Origin of the sequence: Saccharothrix sp. S26, assembly GCF_021390395.1 — a bacterium.
Classification (GTDB): Bacteria; Actinomycetota; Actinomycetes; order Mycobacteriales; family Pseudonocardiaceae; genus Actinosynnema.
Genome location: NZ_JAJUWT010000009.1, coordinates 277,667 through 293,991, shown reverse-complemented (window position 1 = coordinate 293,991; position 16,325 = coordinate 277,667). Strand labels below are relative to the sequence as shown.

The window sequence follows — 16,325 nt, the reverse complement described above, 5'->3', positions numbered from 1 at the left end:
GGCGCCGACCAGTGGGCCGGGGTCAACTGTCAAGAACCACCCACGATCACCGGTGTCGTCGGTGTCACCGCTTCCCCTAGCGTCCGCGACGGCCTTGCCGTGGTCCACCGCCTGGGGGTTCCCGATGCGAGTTCGCCGCCTGCTGGTCGTCGCCGGTGCGCTGATGCTGCTCTCGCCCGTGCCCGCGCTCGCCGCCGATCGGCCCGGCACCGGGCAGCCGGGCGAGTACCGGCCGGTCCGGGGGCCGTCGGCGCCGGCCGAGCACCGGTTCCTCCAGAAGGCCGTCCGCGGCGACACCATCCCGCGGCACGCGCACGACCTGGCCGCCGCCCAGGCCGAACGGATCCCGGCGGTCGGGGCGCGGTGGCGGTCGATCGGTCCGACCAACGTCGGCGGCCGGGTCGTGAGCCTCGCGCTGGACCCGCGTCGCCCCGACACCGTGTACGCCGCCGCGGCCGGCGGTGGGCTGTGGCGGTCCACCGACGCGGGTCGCACGTTCGCGCCCGCGTGGCCGGACGACGCCACCCAGGCCATGGGCGCGGTCGCCACCGCGGGCGACGGCACGCTGTACGTCGGCACCGGCGAGCCGAACCCGGGCGGCGGCAGCGTGACCTACGAGGGGACCGGCGTCCACCGTTCGACGGACGGCGGCACGACGTGGCGGCACGTCGGCTTGCGCGACTCCGGCGCGGTCGGCGCCATCGCGATCGACCCGGCGAACCCGGACCGGCTGTTCGTCGCCGCCACCGGGTCGCTCTACAGCCCGGGCGGCGACCGCGGGGTGTACCTGTCCACCGACGCCGGCGGCCGGTGGCAGCGGGTGCTCGACGTGCCGAACGAGTTCACCGGCGCGGTCGACGTGCAGATCGACCCGGCCGACCCGCAACGGGTGTACGCGGTGCTGTGGGACCACCGGCGCACCCCGGTGAAGCGGACCTACGGCGGTGAGGGCTCCGGCGTGTACCGGTCCGTCGACGGCGGCCTGACCTGGCAACGGCTCGCCGGTGGCCTGCCGCCCGCCGGTCCCGACGTCGGACGCATCGGCCTCGGCGTCTCGACGTCCGAGCCAGGCAGGCTGTACGCGATCGTCAGCAGCACCGCGGGCCCGTTCGCCGGCTTCTACGCCTCGGCCGACGCGGGCGACCGGTGGACGCGGCTGCCCGAACCGGACGTGCTCAAGTCCTCGCAGTCGAGCTTCGGCTGGTGGTTCGGCAAGGTCTGGGTCGACCCGGACGACGCCCGGCACGTGCACGTCGCCGGCGTGGCGCTGCTGACCACGCACGACGGCGGCGGGACGTGGACCGCGGACGACACGTCGACCCACGTCGACCACCACGCCATGGTCTGGGACCGCCGCCACCCGGCGCGGGTCTACCTGGGCAACGACGGGGGCGTGTACCGGTCGGACGCCGACGGCGACGGTGGCTGGACCAAGGCCGAGCACGAGCCGTGGACGCAGTTCTACAGCGTGGCGATCACCCCGCAGGACGTCACGCGGGTCTCCGGCGGCACCCAGGACAACGGCTCGCTGCGCTCGTGGGGCGGTCCGGCGTTCAACGAGTACCTCGGCGGCGACGGCGAGGAGAACATCATCAACCCGCGCGCCGAGGACAACGTCTTCGCCTGCTACCAGTACGGCAACTGCTTCCGCTCCACCGACGGCGGCACCACGATGGCGTTCCTCACCCCGGCGACCACCGCCGAGCGGCGCAACTGGTTCACCCCGGTGCAGTTCGACCCGTCGAACCCCGACGTCCTGTACTACGGCGGCAACCGGCTCAACCGCTCCGCCGACAACGGCGTGACGTGGACCCCGATCAGCCCGGACCTGACCGGCGGCCCGGGCCAGGACACCTACCCGTACGGCACGATCACCACCGTCGCCGCCGCGCCGTCCGACCCGCGCACCATCTGGGTGGGCACCGACGACGGCCGCGTGTGGCTCACCCGCGACCTGGGTGCCACCTGGGCGAAGGTGCTCGACGGCCAACCGTGGGTGACCCGGGTCGCGGTGTCCGACCACGACCCGGCCACGGCTTACGTGACGCTGTCGGGGTACCGCTCGGGCTCCGGCCTGCCGCACGTCCTGATGACCCGCTCGGCGGGCACGCGGTGGGCCGACATCTCGGGCAACCTGCCCTCCGCCCCGGTCAACGACATCGTCCTGGGCCGCGCGGGGCAGCTCTACGCGGCCACGGACCAGGGCGTGTTCGTCGGCAACACCCTCGCCACCGGACACTGGCTGCGCCTGGGCCACGGCCTGCCCCGGGTCGCGGTGGACGACATCGAGTACGACGGCCGCCACCACCGACTCGTCGCCGCCACCTTCGGCCGGGGCATCTACGAGACCGTCGTCCCCTGAGCGACCACCGCGACAGCCGTCAGACGATCGCGGTGGTGCCGTCGAAGCGGGTGAAGGTGAAGCCCTCGAACCGCTCGGTCAGGGTGAGCCTCAGGTCCGTGAGGATGCTCTCGGCGACCTGTTCGCCCAGGTGCAGCCCGGCGGTGGTGTCCGAACGCCAGTGCACGCCCGCGAAGTTGCGCCCGTAGGCGACGTTGAACGCGAGCTTGTCCAGCTCGCCGCCGATGGTGAGGGCCTGGCCGCGGTAGGGGCGCAGCGACAACCCGTCGGGGCTCGGCTCGACCGGGTCGGGCAGCACGTACGACTCGTCGTAGAAGGCCTTGAGGACCGTGGCGCAGGCGCCGGCGACCGTGGCGTGCGCGGCGGTGTAGGAGGGGTGGGTCGGGCAGCCCTCGGGGTAGGCCATCGGCAGCAGGAACGAGCCGTGCCCGGCGTGGACGCGGTGCGGTGCCTCGGAGTCGAACAGTTGCGGGTGCAGCGGGTAGGACGCCTTGCCGCGCCGGTGGTTGTGCACGTGACCGGCGAACTCCTCCGGGCGCAGCCTGCGGTGCACGCACCACTTCTGGAACCACGAGGCCTTCTGCGCGGCGACGGCGACGCGGGCGACGACGTCGAGCGGGTGCGACCAGTCGAAGGTCACCCCCGGCTGGGTCTTGGAGTGCAGGTAGGGGTTGTTGCGGTCCCAGGCGTCGCGGCCCCGGGTGATGAGCAGCAGCACGGCCATCAGGTAGGGCTGGTAGGAGAAGTTCTGGTGGGAGTACTCGGCGAGGTCACGGCCGTTGCGCAGGTACCGCGGCGTGGCGTCGTAGGCGTTCTCGCCGCGGGGCGGTTGGCCGCGGACGACGCGCAGCCACTCGTCGTACTCGGTCATGTGGTCGTCGCCGGGCGTGGTGACGCGGTAGGTCTGCCTGATCGTGGTCGGGCCGAACGGCACGTCGTGCAGGAGGAACTGCGAGAGGTAGGGGCCGCGCAGCGTGCCGGGCAGCGTGGCGCGGAAGAGGGTCGCGGGGGTGACGCGCCGGTCGGTGGTCGGGCCGGTGTGGTCGGTGAGGCGGGACAGGTCGTGGCACGCGGCGATGGTGAGCGGGTGCCTGTCGTAGTGGGCGAACGGGATGTCGCGGCACAGCGCCTGCCAGTACAGCTCGACCAGTTCGGCGGCGGTCGCGGCGGAGGCGAACGACGGCGGCGGTCGCAGCCCGAGGTGGTGGGAGTCGGCGCCCACGAGGGTGTGGGTGAAGGCGGCGTGGGGGTTGGTCAAGCCTACCGGCCCGCCCAGGGGGATGCCCTCGAAGTCGCCCGGCTCGTCACCGGACACCGTCTCCACCATGATGTCGTACGCTTCGCGGTCCACGCGTCCCAGCTCGTCGTGCGGCAGGCCCTTGGCGTAGTTGCCGATGCGGTCGGGGTGGGCCGACTCGTCGCCGTTGTCCCGGTGCAGGGGCAGCGGCGCGGAGCGCCGGCGGGCCGCGGCCCGCTCCCGGATGCGGTAGGACCGCTCGACCCGGGACTCCGGCAGGTCGGGCGGTTCGCCACGACCGGGCGCCGCGGCGGCGAGCCCGGGCAGGCCGGTGGTCAGGCCGGCCGTGCCCAAAGCGGCCAGGACCGCACGTCGGCTCAGGGCGTCCTTCGCTGGCACGGGGTTCTCCTGTGGGTTGTCAGGGACGCCGGTTCCCACCGCGACGAACCGGTGGTCGCCGGGCGAGGACACCGCGCCGCCGCCCCGCCGTCCGGCCCTGAGGTGACCTGGGACGGCTCCGACCGTAACAACGGCCCCCGGTCGGCGAACCGGCCCGGAACCCGGGGCGCTCGCACGATGCGCGAAGTCACGCCCACAGGTGGCTTCGTGCGGCCAGGGGAGACGGTCCGTGCGCGGTCCGCCCGACGCGCGCCCACCGTCCGGGTGAAGGGGTGCTGTCCCTGACGGCGCGGTTCGCCTGTCACCACCCGGCCGTGCCGGTGTGGTGGTCGGGCCACCGCGCGCGGGGCGGGCGTCGCCGGTCGGGGACGCGGCGACGCCCGGTGCCCCGGTGTCACGGGCTGGTGCAGGTGATCTCCGCCGGCGGGTTGGCGTTCGGGCCGTTGGCCACGTAGCCGAACGTGGTCGACGCCGTGCTGGGCAGGGAACCGTTGTACGGCGCGTTCTTGACCGACACGGCGCCGCTCGTGCCGGTGTTCACGCCGCCCCACAGGTTGTTGACCGCGTGGCCGGACGGCAACGTCAGGCGGACCGTCCAGCCGTTGATCGCCCCGGTGGAGGTGTTGGCGACCTTGACCTCCGCCTGGTAGCCGCCGCCCCACGAGTTGACCAGGCGGTAGGTCGCGGTGCAGGACGTGCCGCCCGGTTGGGTGGTGGTCGTGGTCGTGGTCGTGGTCGTGGTGGTGGTGGTGGTGGTCGTCGTGGTGCCGGGATCGCCGATGCTGCCGGGTACGGACAGCAGCGCGTTGTACCAGGCCGTGGCCATCTTCGAGTAGCCGCCGGCGTTGGGGTGCACGCCGTCGGCGAGGTCGGCGGTGGTCAGCGCCCGGTACATGTCGACCAGGTGCACCTTCTTGCCCGCGTTGACCTTGCTCTGCACCATCGGCGGGATGGTGGCGTTGAAGGCGCGGACGGTCGCGTCGCCCGACGACAGGGGCACGATCGTGGCGACGAAGAGGTCCGCGTTCGGCGCCAGGGTGGTGATGCGGTCGACCAGCGTGTTCAGGCGTTGCGGCGCGCCGCCCGGGTCGCCGCCGTACATGTCGTTCGTGCCGATGTGCAGCAGGATGGTGCGCGGCGTGTAAGTGCGCAGCCAGTTGGTGATGTTGCTGTCGATCTGGGCGATGGTCCAGCCGGAGTGGCCTTCGTGGTTGCGGTCGCCCAGGCTGCTCGGGCCGTTGGTCATCGACCCGACGAAGTCGACCGTGCGGCCGCTCGCGACGAGCTTCTGCCACAAGTCGATGCGGTAGCCGCCGGGGACGTTGAAGCCGTCGGTGATCGAGTCGCCCAGCGGCATGACCTTCACGCCGCTGTCGGCTTGGGCGGTGCCGACCGCGAGCACCGCGGCGGCGGCCAGGGTCAGCGCGGCGGCCGCGCTCGCGAGCAGGTGCCTTCGTTTCATGGACCGGACCTCCGGGTGACGGGAACGCGGTGGGCGGCGGCGTTCGGCGGTGCGCGTCACTCGACGACGCAGTCCCTGCCGAAGTAGGTGAACGACGACGGCTTGTCGGTGTTGCCCGTGTGGGTGGCCTGGAAGCCGAAGGACACGGCGCCGCCGGGCGCGATGGGGCCGTTGTAGGAGGCGTTGCCCGCCACCACGGTGCCGCTGGTGGGCGAGTAGGTGGCGTTCCAGCCGCTGGTGATGGTCTGCCCGGCGGGCAGGGTGAACACGAGGTCCCACCCGTCGACGGCCAGACTGCCGGTGTTGAAGAGGATGATCTCCGCGGTGAAGCCGGTGCTCCAGGCGTTCACCGTGTACCTCACCCGGCAGTCGATCTTGGTCGGCGGTCGCGTCGAGGGGGTCGTCCAGCTCGTGGTGGTGGTCGTTGTGGTTGTCGTGGTGGTGCTGGTGCTGGTCGTCGGCGTGGTGCCGTCGAGGCCGAAGAAGCGGATCACCTGGGCGGCGTCGACGGGGATGTTGTGCGTGACGCCCTGCATGCTGATGGCCTCGACCTGCGCCGTGCCACCGCTGCTGCCGTAGCGGGTGCGGGTGTAGCCGGACTGCGGCGTGTCGGTGTAGGTGGGCGTCTGGCCCAGGCCGTGCACGTTGGTCCACTGCTTGACCTGCTCGCCGAAGTTCGGGTAGCGCAGGGTCTCGTCGTTGGTGCCGTGCCAGATCTGCATCCGCGGTCGCGGTCCGGTGTAGCCGGGGTAGGCGCCGCGCACCAGGTCGCCCCACTGCTGCGGCGTCTTGATCGACTGGCCGCCGGCGCACTGGCTGTTCCACTCGGACCCGTTGGTGGTGGCGAAGCAGGCGAACGGCACGCCGGCGAACGACGCGCCCGCCCGGAACACGTCCGGGTAGTCGCCCAGCAGGACGTTGGTCATCATCGCCCCGGACGAGGTGCCGGTGGCGAAGACCCGGCCAGGGTCGCCGTTGTGGCGCTGCTTGACGTAGTCGACCATCGCCACCAGGCCCACCGGGTCGCTGCCACCGCCCCGGCGCAACGCCGCGGGCGAGGAGACGTCCCAGCACTTGCTGCTGCGGGTCACCGTCGGGTAGATCACGACGAAGCCGTACCGATCGGCCAGCGACGCGTACCGCGTCTGCGAGTAGAAGCCCGGTCCCGTCCCGCCGCAGTAGTGGATCGCCAGCAGGATCGCGGGCTTGGCCGCCACCCGGTCCGGCACGTACAGGTGCATCTGCAGGTTCGTCGGGTTCGTGCCGAAGTTCGTGACCTGGGTCAGGCTCGCCGCCGACGCGGGCGGCGGCGAGGTGACGGCGAGCACCGCCGCACCCGCCAACCCGGCGATCGCCAGGGCGGCGCACAGCAGGGCTTTCTTGACTCCCATGGGCAGTTCCTCCGCACGCTCGCAAGGGCGGGGAGCGCACGAGGCCACCCGGCGCCCGACATCGGTGTCCGGCTGTCGAAACGTTCAGGAGTCTGCGTCGAAACAATTTTGATGGCAAGGCGATCGAGACGCGCCGACGTGCCGTCGCGGTTCGCCGCGTGCGGCCGTTCGTCGGTGTCGTGCGGTCGAACAACCGCAAGGGCCGGCACGGGGTCGCGTGCTTCGGGCGGGCGCGGTGAACTGCGCGATGTCCGGCTTCGCGCTCGTCGATGTCCGATTCGACGGGCGCGCCCCGCGTTGCGCTGTTCAGGCTAGCCGGGACGGCGAGCGCGAAGCCGGAAAATCGACGTCTCGTTTCGGAGGGCTCAGCTCGACGGCACGTCCTGGAGCGAGTGGTAGCGGCCGTCGTGGTAGAGCAGGGGAGGGGTGGCCTCACGCAGGTCGGTGGCGGTGACGCGGGCCAGCACGAGGTGGTGGTCACCCACCGGGACGAGCGCCTCCACCTCGGCCCGCAGCCAACCCGCCGTGTCGTCCAGGACCGGTTCGCCGTCCGCGAGGCGACGCCACCGGGTGGGCGCGGCGAAGCGGTCCACGCCGTGCGTGGCGAACCGGCGGGCGAGGTCTTCCTGGTGCACGCCCAGGAAGTTCACCACGATGCTCGCCGCGTCGCGCACGTGCGGCCAACTGGAGGAGCCGGCGGAGATGCCGAAGCAGACCACCGGCGGCTCGGCCGACACCGAGGTCAGCGACGTCGCGGTGAACCCGGCCGGGCCGCGCTCGGCGTCGACCGTGACGACCACGACGCCGGCGGGGTGGCGGCGGAACACCCGCCGGAACTCCCCGGCGTCCACCGCGGACGCGCGGTCGCGTGACTCGCGGGTCGTGGCCGTCACCGGTCGACCTCCGCCGGGTTCCCGATTCGGGAAACCGTGCCGCGGTCCACTGGGCGGGAAATGCCGATTCCCGGCACGACGGCTCTGCTGCTGCCTGCCGAGTGCGCCAAGAGCGTTGCGGTCACGGGTTTCCTCCGGGTGCGCGGAAATTGACCTGGGCAGGTCAGAGGCTTGTCGCCGCAGTGGCTTCGGTGTTGTCGCGGTGGTGTGCGCCGTCAATTCCGTGTGTTCGGGAACCAAGTCCGGCCGGCGGCGGACGTGGCGGGCGCGGTTGCGGTGGGCACGCTTCGATGCTGACACCCGGCTCCCGCGCCGGCCAAGGAGGCTCACCATGTGGGAGGCGTGCGCCGGCCCTTGTCGACGTGCCCGGCCGTCCCCCATCGGCGTGGCACGGGGGCTACCCGCACGGGTGGTTTCTCCTCGGACGCCGACCGGACCGTGCTGCACTGGAGGTCGTGCGCGCCACGGAACCCGCGCGGACCCCCGGCGCCGGTCCGCCGGCCCGATCGGAGAGGAGGCCGGCGCCGTGCCCGAGCCCGTTCGTGACTGGGTCGGCGCGCACGTCTTCCACCGCGGCGACCAGGACCTCCTCGTCACCCGCGCGGTCGCTCCGCTGTGCGAGGAGCTGTCCCGCGGCGGGCGCGTGCGCGGCTGGTTCTTCCTCCGCTACTGGGAAGGCGGACCGCACGTGCGGCTGCGGCTGCTGGTCAAGGCGCACCCGCGGGACGTCCGGGTCGCGGTGGTCCGGGCGTGCGCCCGGCACCTCGCCGAGCACCCCTCGCCGCCCGACGGCTGGTCCCAGCACGAGTACGAGGCCCTCGCCCGCCGCCGGGCCGAGGACGAGCGCCTGGCCCGGTGGGACCGACGGCTGCGGCCGGTCGACACGGTGGAGTTCGTCGCCTACGAGCCGGAGCACCACGCCTACGGCGAAGGCCGGGCGTTGCGCGCCGTCGAACGGCACTTCACCGACTCCAGCCACCTCGCCGTGCGCCTGCTGGCCGCACCGCCCGAGCGGCGCGCCGGTGCGGCACTGGCCATGCTCACGCTCGCCGTCGCGGTGTGCGAGCCGGACCTCGAACGGGCCGCCGCGCGCTTCGCCTCGGTGCGCACCCGGCAGCCGACCGCGCCGCTACCCCGGGACGACCTGCTCGACCAGACCCGGCGGCTGTGGGCCTGGGCGTCCTCAGAACTCGCCGACCCCGCCTCGACCGACCCCTTGGCGGCCTGGTGGCTGTCGATCCACGCCCTGCACGCGACGTTGACCGGGCTGCGGGCGCGGGGCGACTTCGCGCCGGTGGACTCGCTGTCGCCGTTCGCGGGCCTGGCGCGGGCCGTGCGCCCCGAAGACCCGGTGGTGCCCTACGTCGTGCTGCGCTGCGCGCACCTGCTGTGCAACCGGCTCGGCCTCTCGGCGGCCACCGAGGCGCGACTGGCCTCCCTCACCGCCCGAACCCTGTCCGACCTCCACGACGAAGCGGCCGCGCGCTGACCGCGGCCGGAATCAGATCGATCTTCGACCGGTTGGAGGTGGTGTCCGCACTCGCGAACAGCACCCAGGGGGTTGGTTTTGAGCAGGACATTCGTGATCACGGGCGCCACCGACGGCATCGGCGCGGCCGTCGCGCGGGCGTTGTTCTCCCGAGGGGACCACGTCGTGGCGCTCGGCACGAACGCGGCGAAGGGCGAGGCGCTGGTCGGGGCGGCGGACGGCGCTCCGGGCACGGTCGAGTTCGTCCGCGCGGACCTGAGCCTGGTGTCGACCACCCGGCAGGTGGTCGAGCGGATCCTCGACGCGCACCCGCGCATCGACGGCTTGGTGCTGTGCGCGCGCTACTTCCGCACGACCCGGCGGGAGACCGCGGAGGGCTTCGAGGACAACTTCGCGTTGTTCTACCTGAGCAGGCTGCTGCTCGGCTACGGGCTGCGGCCCGCGCTGGAGCGGGCCGAGCGGCCGGTGATCGTCAACGTCGCCGGCCCCGGCCACGACACCCCGATCCCGTGGGACGACCTCCAGCTCACCCGCTCCTACGACGGCGTCACGGCCATGTTCCGGTCAGGGCGGTTGGTCGACCTGCACGGCGTGGCGTTCGCCCAGCGGCACGGCGACGGGCCGGTGCGCTACGTGCTGTTCCACCCCGGCACGACGTCCACGGGGTTCGTGGGCGAGTTCGACCCGGCGACCGCGCGGTTCGTCGAGCAGCAGAAGGCGTCGGCGAAACCGGCGACCGCGGTCGTGCCCCCGATCCTGGGCCTGCTGGACGACCCTCCCGCCGCACCGCTCACCGCGTTCACCGCGGACCAAGAGATCGACGTGCGCAGCGCGTTGTTCTCGCCGCGGGACGCGGATCGGCTGGCCACGTTGACCGACGACCTGCTGGCCCGCGTCGGGGATTAGCCCCGATGCCGCTTGGTTGGTGCGTCTGTCGCGCAACCGCTCGAACCCGACGCGGAGGGCGGTGCCGAAGCTGAGCTGGTTGGCGAGCGTGACGGTTCACCGGCCTCGCCCCGTCGGGAGCGGCAGCGCCGCCGCGGCGAGCGAGGTGCCGCCCCCCGTGGCCGGGCACGACCCGGTACCCGCCGATCTCGTCGACGCACTCCGGCTCGCGTTCGGCGACGGCGGCGGCGAGGAACGGCGGGCCGGTCTGCTCGGGCACCTCGGCGTGGTCGCGCACCAGGACGCCACCGACGACCTCCCCGCCCGCGGTGGCCGGCACGCCGGCGGGCACGTCCGGCCCCGGCGCCAGGTCGCCCGCGCCGATCGCCGAGTACACCTCGTCCAGGCCGCGTCGGTACGTCCGCCAGGCTGTCGCGGGTCGGTGGTGTCCACCACGGGAGCGGCCGCCGAGGCAGGAACCTGCCGTTCCCTGAACGTCAGACACCGACACTTTCCGGTGACGCGGGAACCCCCAGGACGGTAGCGGTGCGTGGCAAGGCACTCCCGCCATGTGGGCGGCGTGGACAGCCCTTCCCCGGTGTCCCGATGCTCTGTGGCATGAGAAGAGTTCTTGTCCTGGCGCTCGTCGGGATCTTCGCGGTGGTGGGCGCGTCCCCGGCCGCCGGCTCGCCGCAACGCCGGGCGGACGTGGTGGCCGAGTGGTTCGACGTGACCGCGGCGACGGTCGCCGCGGCCGGCGCGCCCACGCAGTCGACCAACAGCCGCACGTGGGCGATCAGCTGGCTCGCCGCCGCACGCGCGGCGCGCGCGATCCCCACCGCCCAGCGCGACCGCGCCGACGCGGCGGTGGCCTCGGCGGTGCACGCCGCGCTGGTGGCGCTGGCGCCGGCCCGCCGGGCGGAGCTGGACGCGGCGTTGCGCACGACGCTGGACCGCCTCCCGCCCGGCGGACAGCGCGACCTGGGCGTCAGCGAAGGCGTCCGCGAGGCCGAGGACCTGTTGGCCGAGCGCCGGGGCGACGGCCTGGACCCGGCGTCGGTCAACGCGCCGTTCGACGTGCCGCCGCCCGCGCCGGGCGTGTGGCAGCCGACGCCGCCGTCGTTCACGCCGCCCCAGCAGGCGGGCAACCGCTTCGCCCGGCCGTTCCTGCTGGCGCGCGCCGACCAGTTCCGCCTACCGCCGCCGCCCGCGCTCGACTCGCCGCGCGACCGGGCGGACGTGGCCGAGGTGCGCGCCTACGGTGCCGCGAACAGCACCGCGCGCACGGCGGCGCAGACCGAGACCGCGCAGTTCTGGCTCCAGAGCTCGCTGGTCGGCTACACCGAGCCGCTGCGCGCGGCCGTCACCGGGCTGTCCGGGCCGCCCGCCCGCCGGGCCGCGCTGGTCGCCGCCTTCCACGTCATCCTGGTGGACACCCAGATCGCGACCTCGGACTCGAAGTACGCCCACCTGCGCTGGCGGCCGGTCACCGCGATCCGGGCCACCGCCGACCCGCAGTGGACCCCGCTGCACGCCACCCCCGCGCACCCGGACTACCCGAGCGGCCACAACACCTACTCGGGCGCCGCCGAAGCGGTGCTGACCGCGTTCGCCGGCCCGTCCGCGCGGGAGCCGTTCCGCGCGACCAGCCCGACCGCGCCCGGCGTCACCCGGACCTACCAGCGGTGGGCCGACCTCACCCGGGACAACGTCGACGCCCGCGTCTGGTCCGGCATCCACACGCGCACGGCGGACGAGCAGGGAGTGGTGCTCGGTCGGCGGGTCGCCTGGTTCGGCCTGGCCCGCTTCGCCTCGCTCCTGGGCTGAAACCGCGATGCCCGGCCGGTGGCCGATCACGTCCACCGGCCGGGCGATCGGCCGTCGGGAGCGGTGGGAAGAACATTTCCGCGCAATGTTCCCGAAAAATGCGTGATCCGGTTTCCGGGGATGGGGAAACCGACTTCAGGAACCGGTTCCTTCGGCCACTTCGGGACCGGGTGCGACCCAGGCGGCGGCCAGCACGCGCAATTGGTCGGCCACGTTCTCCAACGTTTGGGCGAGACCGGTGAGCACGTGGTGCTCGGCCAGGTGGTCCGGCGCGACCCGGCCCTCGGCCGGCACGGGCGCGAGGGGGCGGAACGCGGCCACGCGGCGGGCGGCGCGGCTGTCGAGGGCGGCGCGGTAGACCTCCAGCAGCCCGTCGTCGTGCGGCGACAGCACCCGGATGTAGGCCGACATCAGGTCGCGCGGGGGAATCCGCAGGCCCCGCTCGTAGTCGACCAGGCCGCTGTGGGCGGTCATGCCCAGCAGCCGGGCCAGGCGTCGCAGCGACAGGCCGCGGGCCGTGCGCAGGCGCAGCAGCTCCCGGCCGAGCTGGGTCGCGGGGTCGCCGCCCGCGCTCGGTCTGTGGGCGTTCGGCACGAGTGACCCTCCATTCACCGGCGGAACGAGGAACAGATCCTGACACGGGGGCCGGAGGGGTACATCGGCTGAACGGGTGTCCACCGGAATAGCGCTTCGGCGAACGGAGGATTGCGTTCGCGCCGCTGTGCGCCGTGGGCGCTCCCCGGGTCGTCCGGGTGGCGTACCGGCATTTCACCGACTGCCTCGGCACCACTGTTCTGCGGTTGTTCCGGAGTCGTTCTGAACACCGCGGACCGACCGCGCGCGGGTGTTAGGAATTCCCTGCCGCGCAGCCATGGCGGCGCCACCGGAGCCGAGGAGGACCCGTGAAGACGACCACGAAGATGAAGAAGATCACCGTCCGGCGGACGGGCGACGTGCGCCTGACCACCGCCACCTGCAAGTGCCCGTACAGCGTCGAGGTCTGACGGACCGGGGCCGCGCGCCGCGTGCGCGCGGCCCTTCCGGCGGGAAGGGGGCTTCATGGGCGGGACACCGGTGCCGTTCCACGACTTGAGCTTCGTCCCCGAGGGCGAGGACGTCGTGGTCGGCCGGCTGGACACCGGCGCGTACGCCGTGCTGCCCGCGGACGGCGCGGCGCTGCTGCGGCGGATGACCGAGGGCCACAGCCCCACGGCGGCGGCCGACTGGTACGAGGCCGAGTTCGGCGAGGCCGTGGACGTGGACGACTTCCTCGAAGCCATGCGCGAACTGGGTTTCGTGCGCGAGGGCGACGAGGCGGTGGTGACCCGGCCGGTGCGCTTCGGGTGGCTCGGCCGGGCGGTGTTCTCGCCGTTGGCCTGGCTGCTCTACGCGGGCGTCACGGTGGCGTGGCTGGTCGTGGGCGCGGAGCACGCCGACGTGGTGCCCGACCCGGGCCAGTTCTTCTTCACCGGCTCGACCCTGGTGGTGCAGCTGGTGATCACGTTCGGCCAGTTGCCGCTGATCTTCCTGCACGAGGGCTACCACACGCTGGCCGGGCGCAGGCTGGGCCTGCCGAGCAAGCTGGGCATGAGCAACCGGTACCTGTACGTGGTCTTCGAGACCAGCATGAACGGTCTGTTCAGCGTGCCCGCGGCCAAGCGCTACCTGCCCTTCCTGTCCGGCATGGCGATCGACGTGGTGGTGCTGGCCGCCCTCGGCCTGCTGGCCCACGTCACGCGTGCCGCGGGCGGCGGGCTGTCGTGGTTCGGCGCCATGTGCGTGGCGCTGGGCTTCACCGTGGTGATGCGGCTGGTCTGGCAGTTCCAGCTCTACCTCAGGACCGACCTGTACTACGTGTTCGCGACCGCGCTGCGCTGCCACGACCTGCACGACGCGAGCGTGGGCCTGCTGCGCAACCGGCTGTGGCGGCTGCTGGACCGGCCCGACCGGCTGGTGGACGAGGACCGCTGGACCGAGCACGACCGCCGCGCGGGCCGCTGGTACGGGCCGTTCGTCGTGCTGGGCGTGGCGGTGATGCTCGCCCTGACCGCCTTCGGCTCGCTGCCCGTCGTCGTGGCCTACGTGGAGATCATCGCCCGCAACCTCACCGGCGGGCGGCACGACCTGTACTTCTGGGACGCGGTGGTCTCGCTGGCGATCAACGTCGGCCAGCTCGCGCTGGTGGCGCACCTGGCCCGGCGCAAGCGGCGCACCCGCGCCACCGCGTCACCCGCGCCGATCCCGGAAGGGGAACGAGTATGACCGGGCACCTGTTGGTCCACGGCGGTCGGCGTGCCGACCGGCAGCGGTTCCTGGCGCACGCCCTCGACGGCGCGGACCCGGTCGTGGTGGGGTGCCACCGACGGCTGCGCGGCCCGTACACCGGCGTGGACGACCTGCTGCGCGCCGTGTTGCCCGACGCCTCGGCCCGCCACCCCGAGCTGGTCGAGGCGCACCGCGGCGAGCTGCTCTACGGCATCCCCGAGCTGGCCGAGCTGATCGGCCCGCCGCCGCCGACGCTGGCCGACGAGGCACCGTTCGACCAGCGCACCCGGTTCTACGGCGCGCAGATGGTGCGGTGCATGAGCCAGGGCGTGGTGACGTTCCTGGTCGCGCACGCCCGTGCCCGCGCGCGGGCCGGGTTGCCCGCGCTGTGCGTGGTGTTCGAGGACGTGCACGAGGCCGAGCCGACGGCGGTCGAGTTCATCGCCCTGCTGGCCCGCCGCTGCCCGCCCGCGCTGGCCCGCGTCGTCGTGTCCGCCGCCCACGCCGACCTGGACGCCGAGCTGACCGACGTGCTCCCGGAAGCGGTGGCGTACCGGGCGGGCGCGCTCGCACCCGACCGGCGTGCGCCGGAGGAGCTGGTGCGCGCGTACGTGCGCTCCGACTGCACCAGCGACGACCCGGCCGAACTCGCCGCCTACCGCGACGCCGACCCGGCCGTGGTGCGCCGGCTGCACGACGAGCGCGCCGACGAACTGGAGCCGGGCGCGGGCCAGGGCACGGTGATCGGCGCGCTGGCGTTGCACCGGGAGCGCGGCGGCGACCCGGGCGGCGCGGGCCGGGAGGCGTTGGACCGGGCGTTCCGCGCGTGCGTCGAGACCGGCTTCTCGGCCGCCGTGGTGGACCTCGGCGAACGGGGACGCGCGGTCACCGACCCCGACGCGCACCCGAAGCAGTACCTGCGGTTCGCGCAGCACGCGGCGTCCGCCCTGGTCGCGCTCGGGCGGCACGACGAGTCCCTGGCGCTGTACCTGGACCTGCGGGCGCGTTTCCTGGACCCCAAGGTGCACATGATCGCCAGCTACAGCATCGCCATGCTGCACACGAGGTTCTTCGAGCCGCGCGACCACGAGGCCGCGATCGGCTGGCAGAACAACGCCCACGCGCTGGCCTCCCAGCTGCCCGACCCCGCCGAGCGCCGCACGTACGAGGTGTTCCAGGCCAACGGGTTGGCGCTGGTGGAGATGCACCGCGGCAACCTCGACCGCGCGTTGCGCCTGGTCGAGGACGGCATGGCGCGGCTGGACGAGGAGCTCGGCGACGGCGACTGGGTGCTGCACCGGTCCCAGCTGCTCTACAACCGCACCCGCCTGCTGGCCGCGCTGGGCCGCGTGGACGAGGCGCGCGAGGGCTTCACCCGGCTGATCGAGCTGGACCCGCACTACACCGACTACCTCAGCGAACGCGCCAAGCTGCACCGCCGCGGCGGCGACTTCGAGGCGGCCCTGGCCGACTACGACCGCGCGGTGCGCCTCGGCCCGCCGTTTCCCGAGCTGTACTACAACCGCGGCACGGCCCGGCTGGAGGTCGGCGACGTCGACGGCGCGCTGGCCGACTTCGACCACGTGCTGGAGATGGAGCCCGACGACGTGGACACCCGGCTCAGCCGGGCCGAGCTGGTGCTGGCGGCGGGCGACCTCGACGCCGCCGACGCGGACGCCGAAGCCGGGTTGCGGCTGCGGCCCGGCGAACCGCGGCTGCGCGCCCTGCGCGGCACCGTGGCGTTGGAACGCGACCGCGTGGACGAGGCGTTGGCGCACCTCGACGCGGCGTTGGCCGCCGATCCGCGCTTCCCGGGGGCGTTGGTGAACCGCGCCGTCGCCCACTTCCGCGGCGGGCGGCCCGACGCGGCCGTCGACGACCTGACCCGCGCGCTGGAGATCGTCGGCGACGACCCGGACGTGCTGCTGAACCGGGGGATCGCGCACGCGGCCCGCCACGACCCCGAGGCGGCGGTGCGCGACTTCGACCGCGCGCTGGCGCTGCCCGACGCCGACGTCGCCGAGCTGCACCGCCAACGGGAGCTGTGCCTGGCCGAGGCCCGCTCCTCGACTTCGTGAGCGCACAGGCGGCGACCGGTCGGGGGCCGGTCGCCGC

At 73.5% G+C, this 16,325-nt stretch carries 11 protein-coding genes; 6 read left to right on the top strand and 5 right to left on the bottom strand.

Translation table 11 applies throughout. The features are described 5' to 3' along the window. Positions 1 to 124: 124 nt before the first annotated feature. A complete protein-coding gene (locus tag LZG04_RS16970) occupies positions 125 to 2,362 on the top strand; it encodes a glycosyl hydrolase (protein ID WP_233818033.1) in 2,238 nt (745 codons plus the stop codon). 19 nt (positions 2,363 to 2,381) lie between these two features. Here LZG04_RS16970 and LZG04_RS16965 read toward each other — a convergent pair whose 3' ends face one another. The 4 genes from LZG04_RS16965 to LZG04_RS42585 all read right to left on the bottom strand — a co-directional run bounded on the left by LZG04_RS16965 (position 2,382) and on the right by LZG04_RS42585 (position 7,744). Further along, positions 2,382 to 3,998 (bottom strand): vanadium-dependent haloperoxidase, encoded by a 1,617-nt coding sequence (locus LZG04_RS16965; protein ID WP_233818031.1) that lies wholly within the window; start codon positions 3,996 to 3,998, stop codon positions 2,382 to 2,384. A gap of 394 nt (positions 3,999 to 4,392) precedes the next feature. Then, complete coding sequence (locus LZG04_RS16960; protein ID WP_233818029.1) at positions 4,393 to 5,460, bottom strand: cellulose binding domain-containing protein; 1,068 nt, start codon at positions 5,458 to 5,460, stop codon at positions 4,393 to 4,395. Between the two features lie 56 nt (positions 5,461 to 5,516). Beyond that, complete coding sequence (locus tag LZG04_RS16955) at positions 5,517 to 6,851, bottom strand: PHB depolymerase family esterase (protein WP_233818026.1); 1,335 nt, start codon at positions 6,849 to 6,851, stop codon at positions 5,517 to 5,519. A 365-nt stretch (positions 6,852 to 7,216) separates the two neighbouring features. Next, on the bottom strand, positions 7,217 to 7,744 hold the full coding sequence (locus tag LZG04_RS42585) for a flavin reductase family protein (protein ID WP_233818024.1): 528 nt from the start codon (positions 7,742 to 7,744) through the stop codon (positions 7,217 to 7,219). 526 nt (positions 7,745 to 8,270) lie between these two features. Between LZG04_RS42585 and LZG04_RS16945 the strand changes: the two genes are divergently transcribed. The 3 genes from LZG04_RS16945 (at position 8,271) to LZG04_RS16935 (ending at position 11,945) form a co-directional block, all read left to right on the top strand. Further along, a complete protein-coding gene (locus LZG04_RS16945; RefSeq protein ID WP_233818022.1) occupies positions 8,271 to 9,233 on the top strand; it encodes a lantibiotic dehydratase C-terminal domain-containing protein in 963 nt (320 codons plus the stop codon). Between the two features lie 93 nt (positions 9,234 to 9,326). After that, positions 9,327 to 10,139, top strand: coding sequence for an SDR family NAD(P)-dependent oxidoreductase (locus LZG04_RS16940; protein ID WP_233818020.1), 813 nt, complete (start codon positions 9,327 to 9,329; stop codon positions 10,137 to 10,139). A gap of 597 nt (positions 10,140 to 10,736) precedes the next feature. Next, entirely contained in the window at positions 10,737 to 11,945 is a 1,209-nt protein-coding gene (locus tag LZG04_RS16935; RefSeq protein ID WP_233818018.1) for a vanadium-dependent haloperoxidase, read from the top strand. Positions 11,946 to 12,080: 135 nt separating this feature from the next. On the opposite strand, the gene LZG04_RS16930 is transcribed toward LZG04_RS16935, so the two are convergent. Continuing rightward, positions 12,081 to 12,539: a helix-turn-helix domain-containing protein gene (locus tag LZG04_RS16930; protein ID WP_233818016.1), complete on the bottom strand. Its 459-nt coding sequence runs from the start codon at positions 12,537 to 12,539 to the stop codon at positions 12,081 to 12,083. Positions 12,540 to 13,004: 465 nt separating this feature from the next. On the opposite strand from LZG04_RS16930, the gene LZG04_RS16925 reads away from it, so the two are divergent. Together LZG04_RS16925 and LZG04_RS16920 are read left to right on the top strand one after the other, a co-directional pair. Beyond that, on the top strand, positions 13,005 to 14,207 hold the full coding sequence (locus LZG04_RS16925; protein ID WP_233818014.1) for a hypothetical protein: 1,203 nt from the start codon (positions 13,005 to 13,007) through the stop codon (positions 14,205 to 14,207). Beyond that, positions 14,204 to 16,288, top strand: coding sequence for a tetratricopeptide repeat protein (locus LZG04_RS16920; RefSeq protein WP_233818012.1), 2,085 nt, complete (start codon positions 14,204 to 14,206; stop codon positions 16,286 to 16,288). The genes LZG04_RS16925 and LZG04_RS16920 overlap by 4 nt, the downstream gene beginning before the upstream one ends. The last annotated feature ends 37 nt before the right edge of the window (positions 16,289 to 16,325 follow it).

Coding starts and splice junctions, on each gene's coding strand:
- LZG04_RS16955 (WP_233818026.1), bottom strand. CDS start 6,851: ATGGGAGTCAAGAAAGCCCTGCTGTGCGCCGCCCTGGCGATCGCCGGG.
- LZG04_RS16925 (WP_233818014.1), top strand. CDS start 13,005: ATGGGCGGGACACCGGTGCCGTTCCACGACTTGAGCTTCGTCCCCGAG.
- LZG04_RS16935 (WP_233818018.1), top strand. CDS start 10,737: ATGAGAAGAGTTCTTGTCCTGGCGCTCGTCGGGATCTTCGCGGTGGTG.
- LZG04_RS16970 (WP_233818033.1), top strand. CDS start 125: ATGCGAGTTCGCCGCCTGCTGGTCGTCGCCGGTGCGCTGATGCTGCTC.
- LZG04_RS16960 (WP_233818029.1), bottom strand. CDS start 5,460: ATGAAACGAAGGCACCTGCTCGCGAGCGCGGCCGCCGCGCTGACCCTG.
- LZG04_RS16920 (WP_233818012.1), top strand. CDS start 14,204: ATGACCGGGCACCTGTTGGTCCACGGCGGTCGGCGTGCCGACCGGCAG.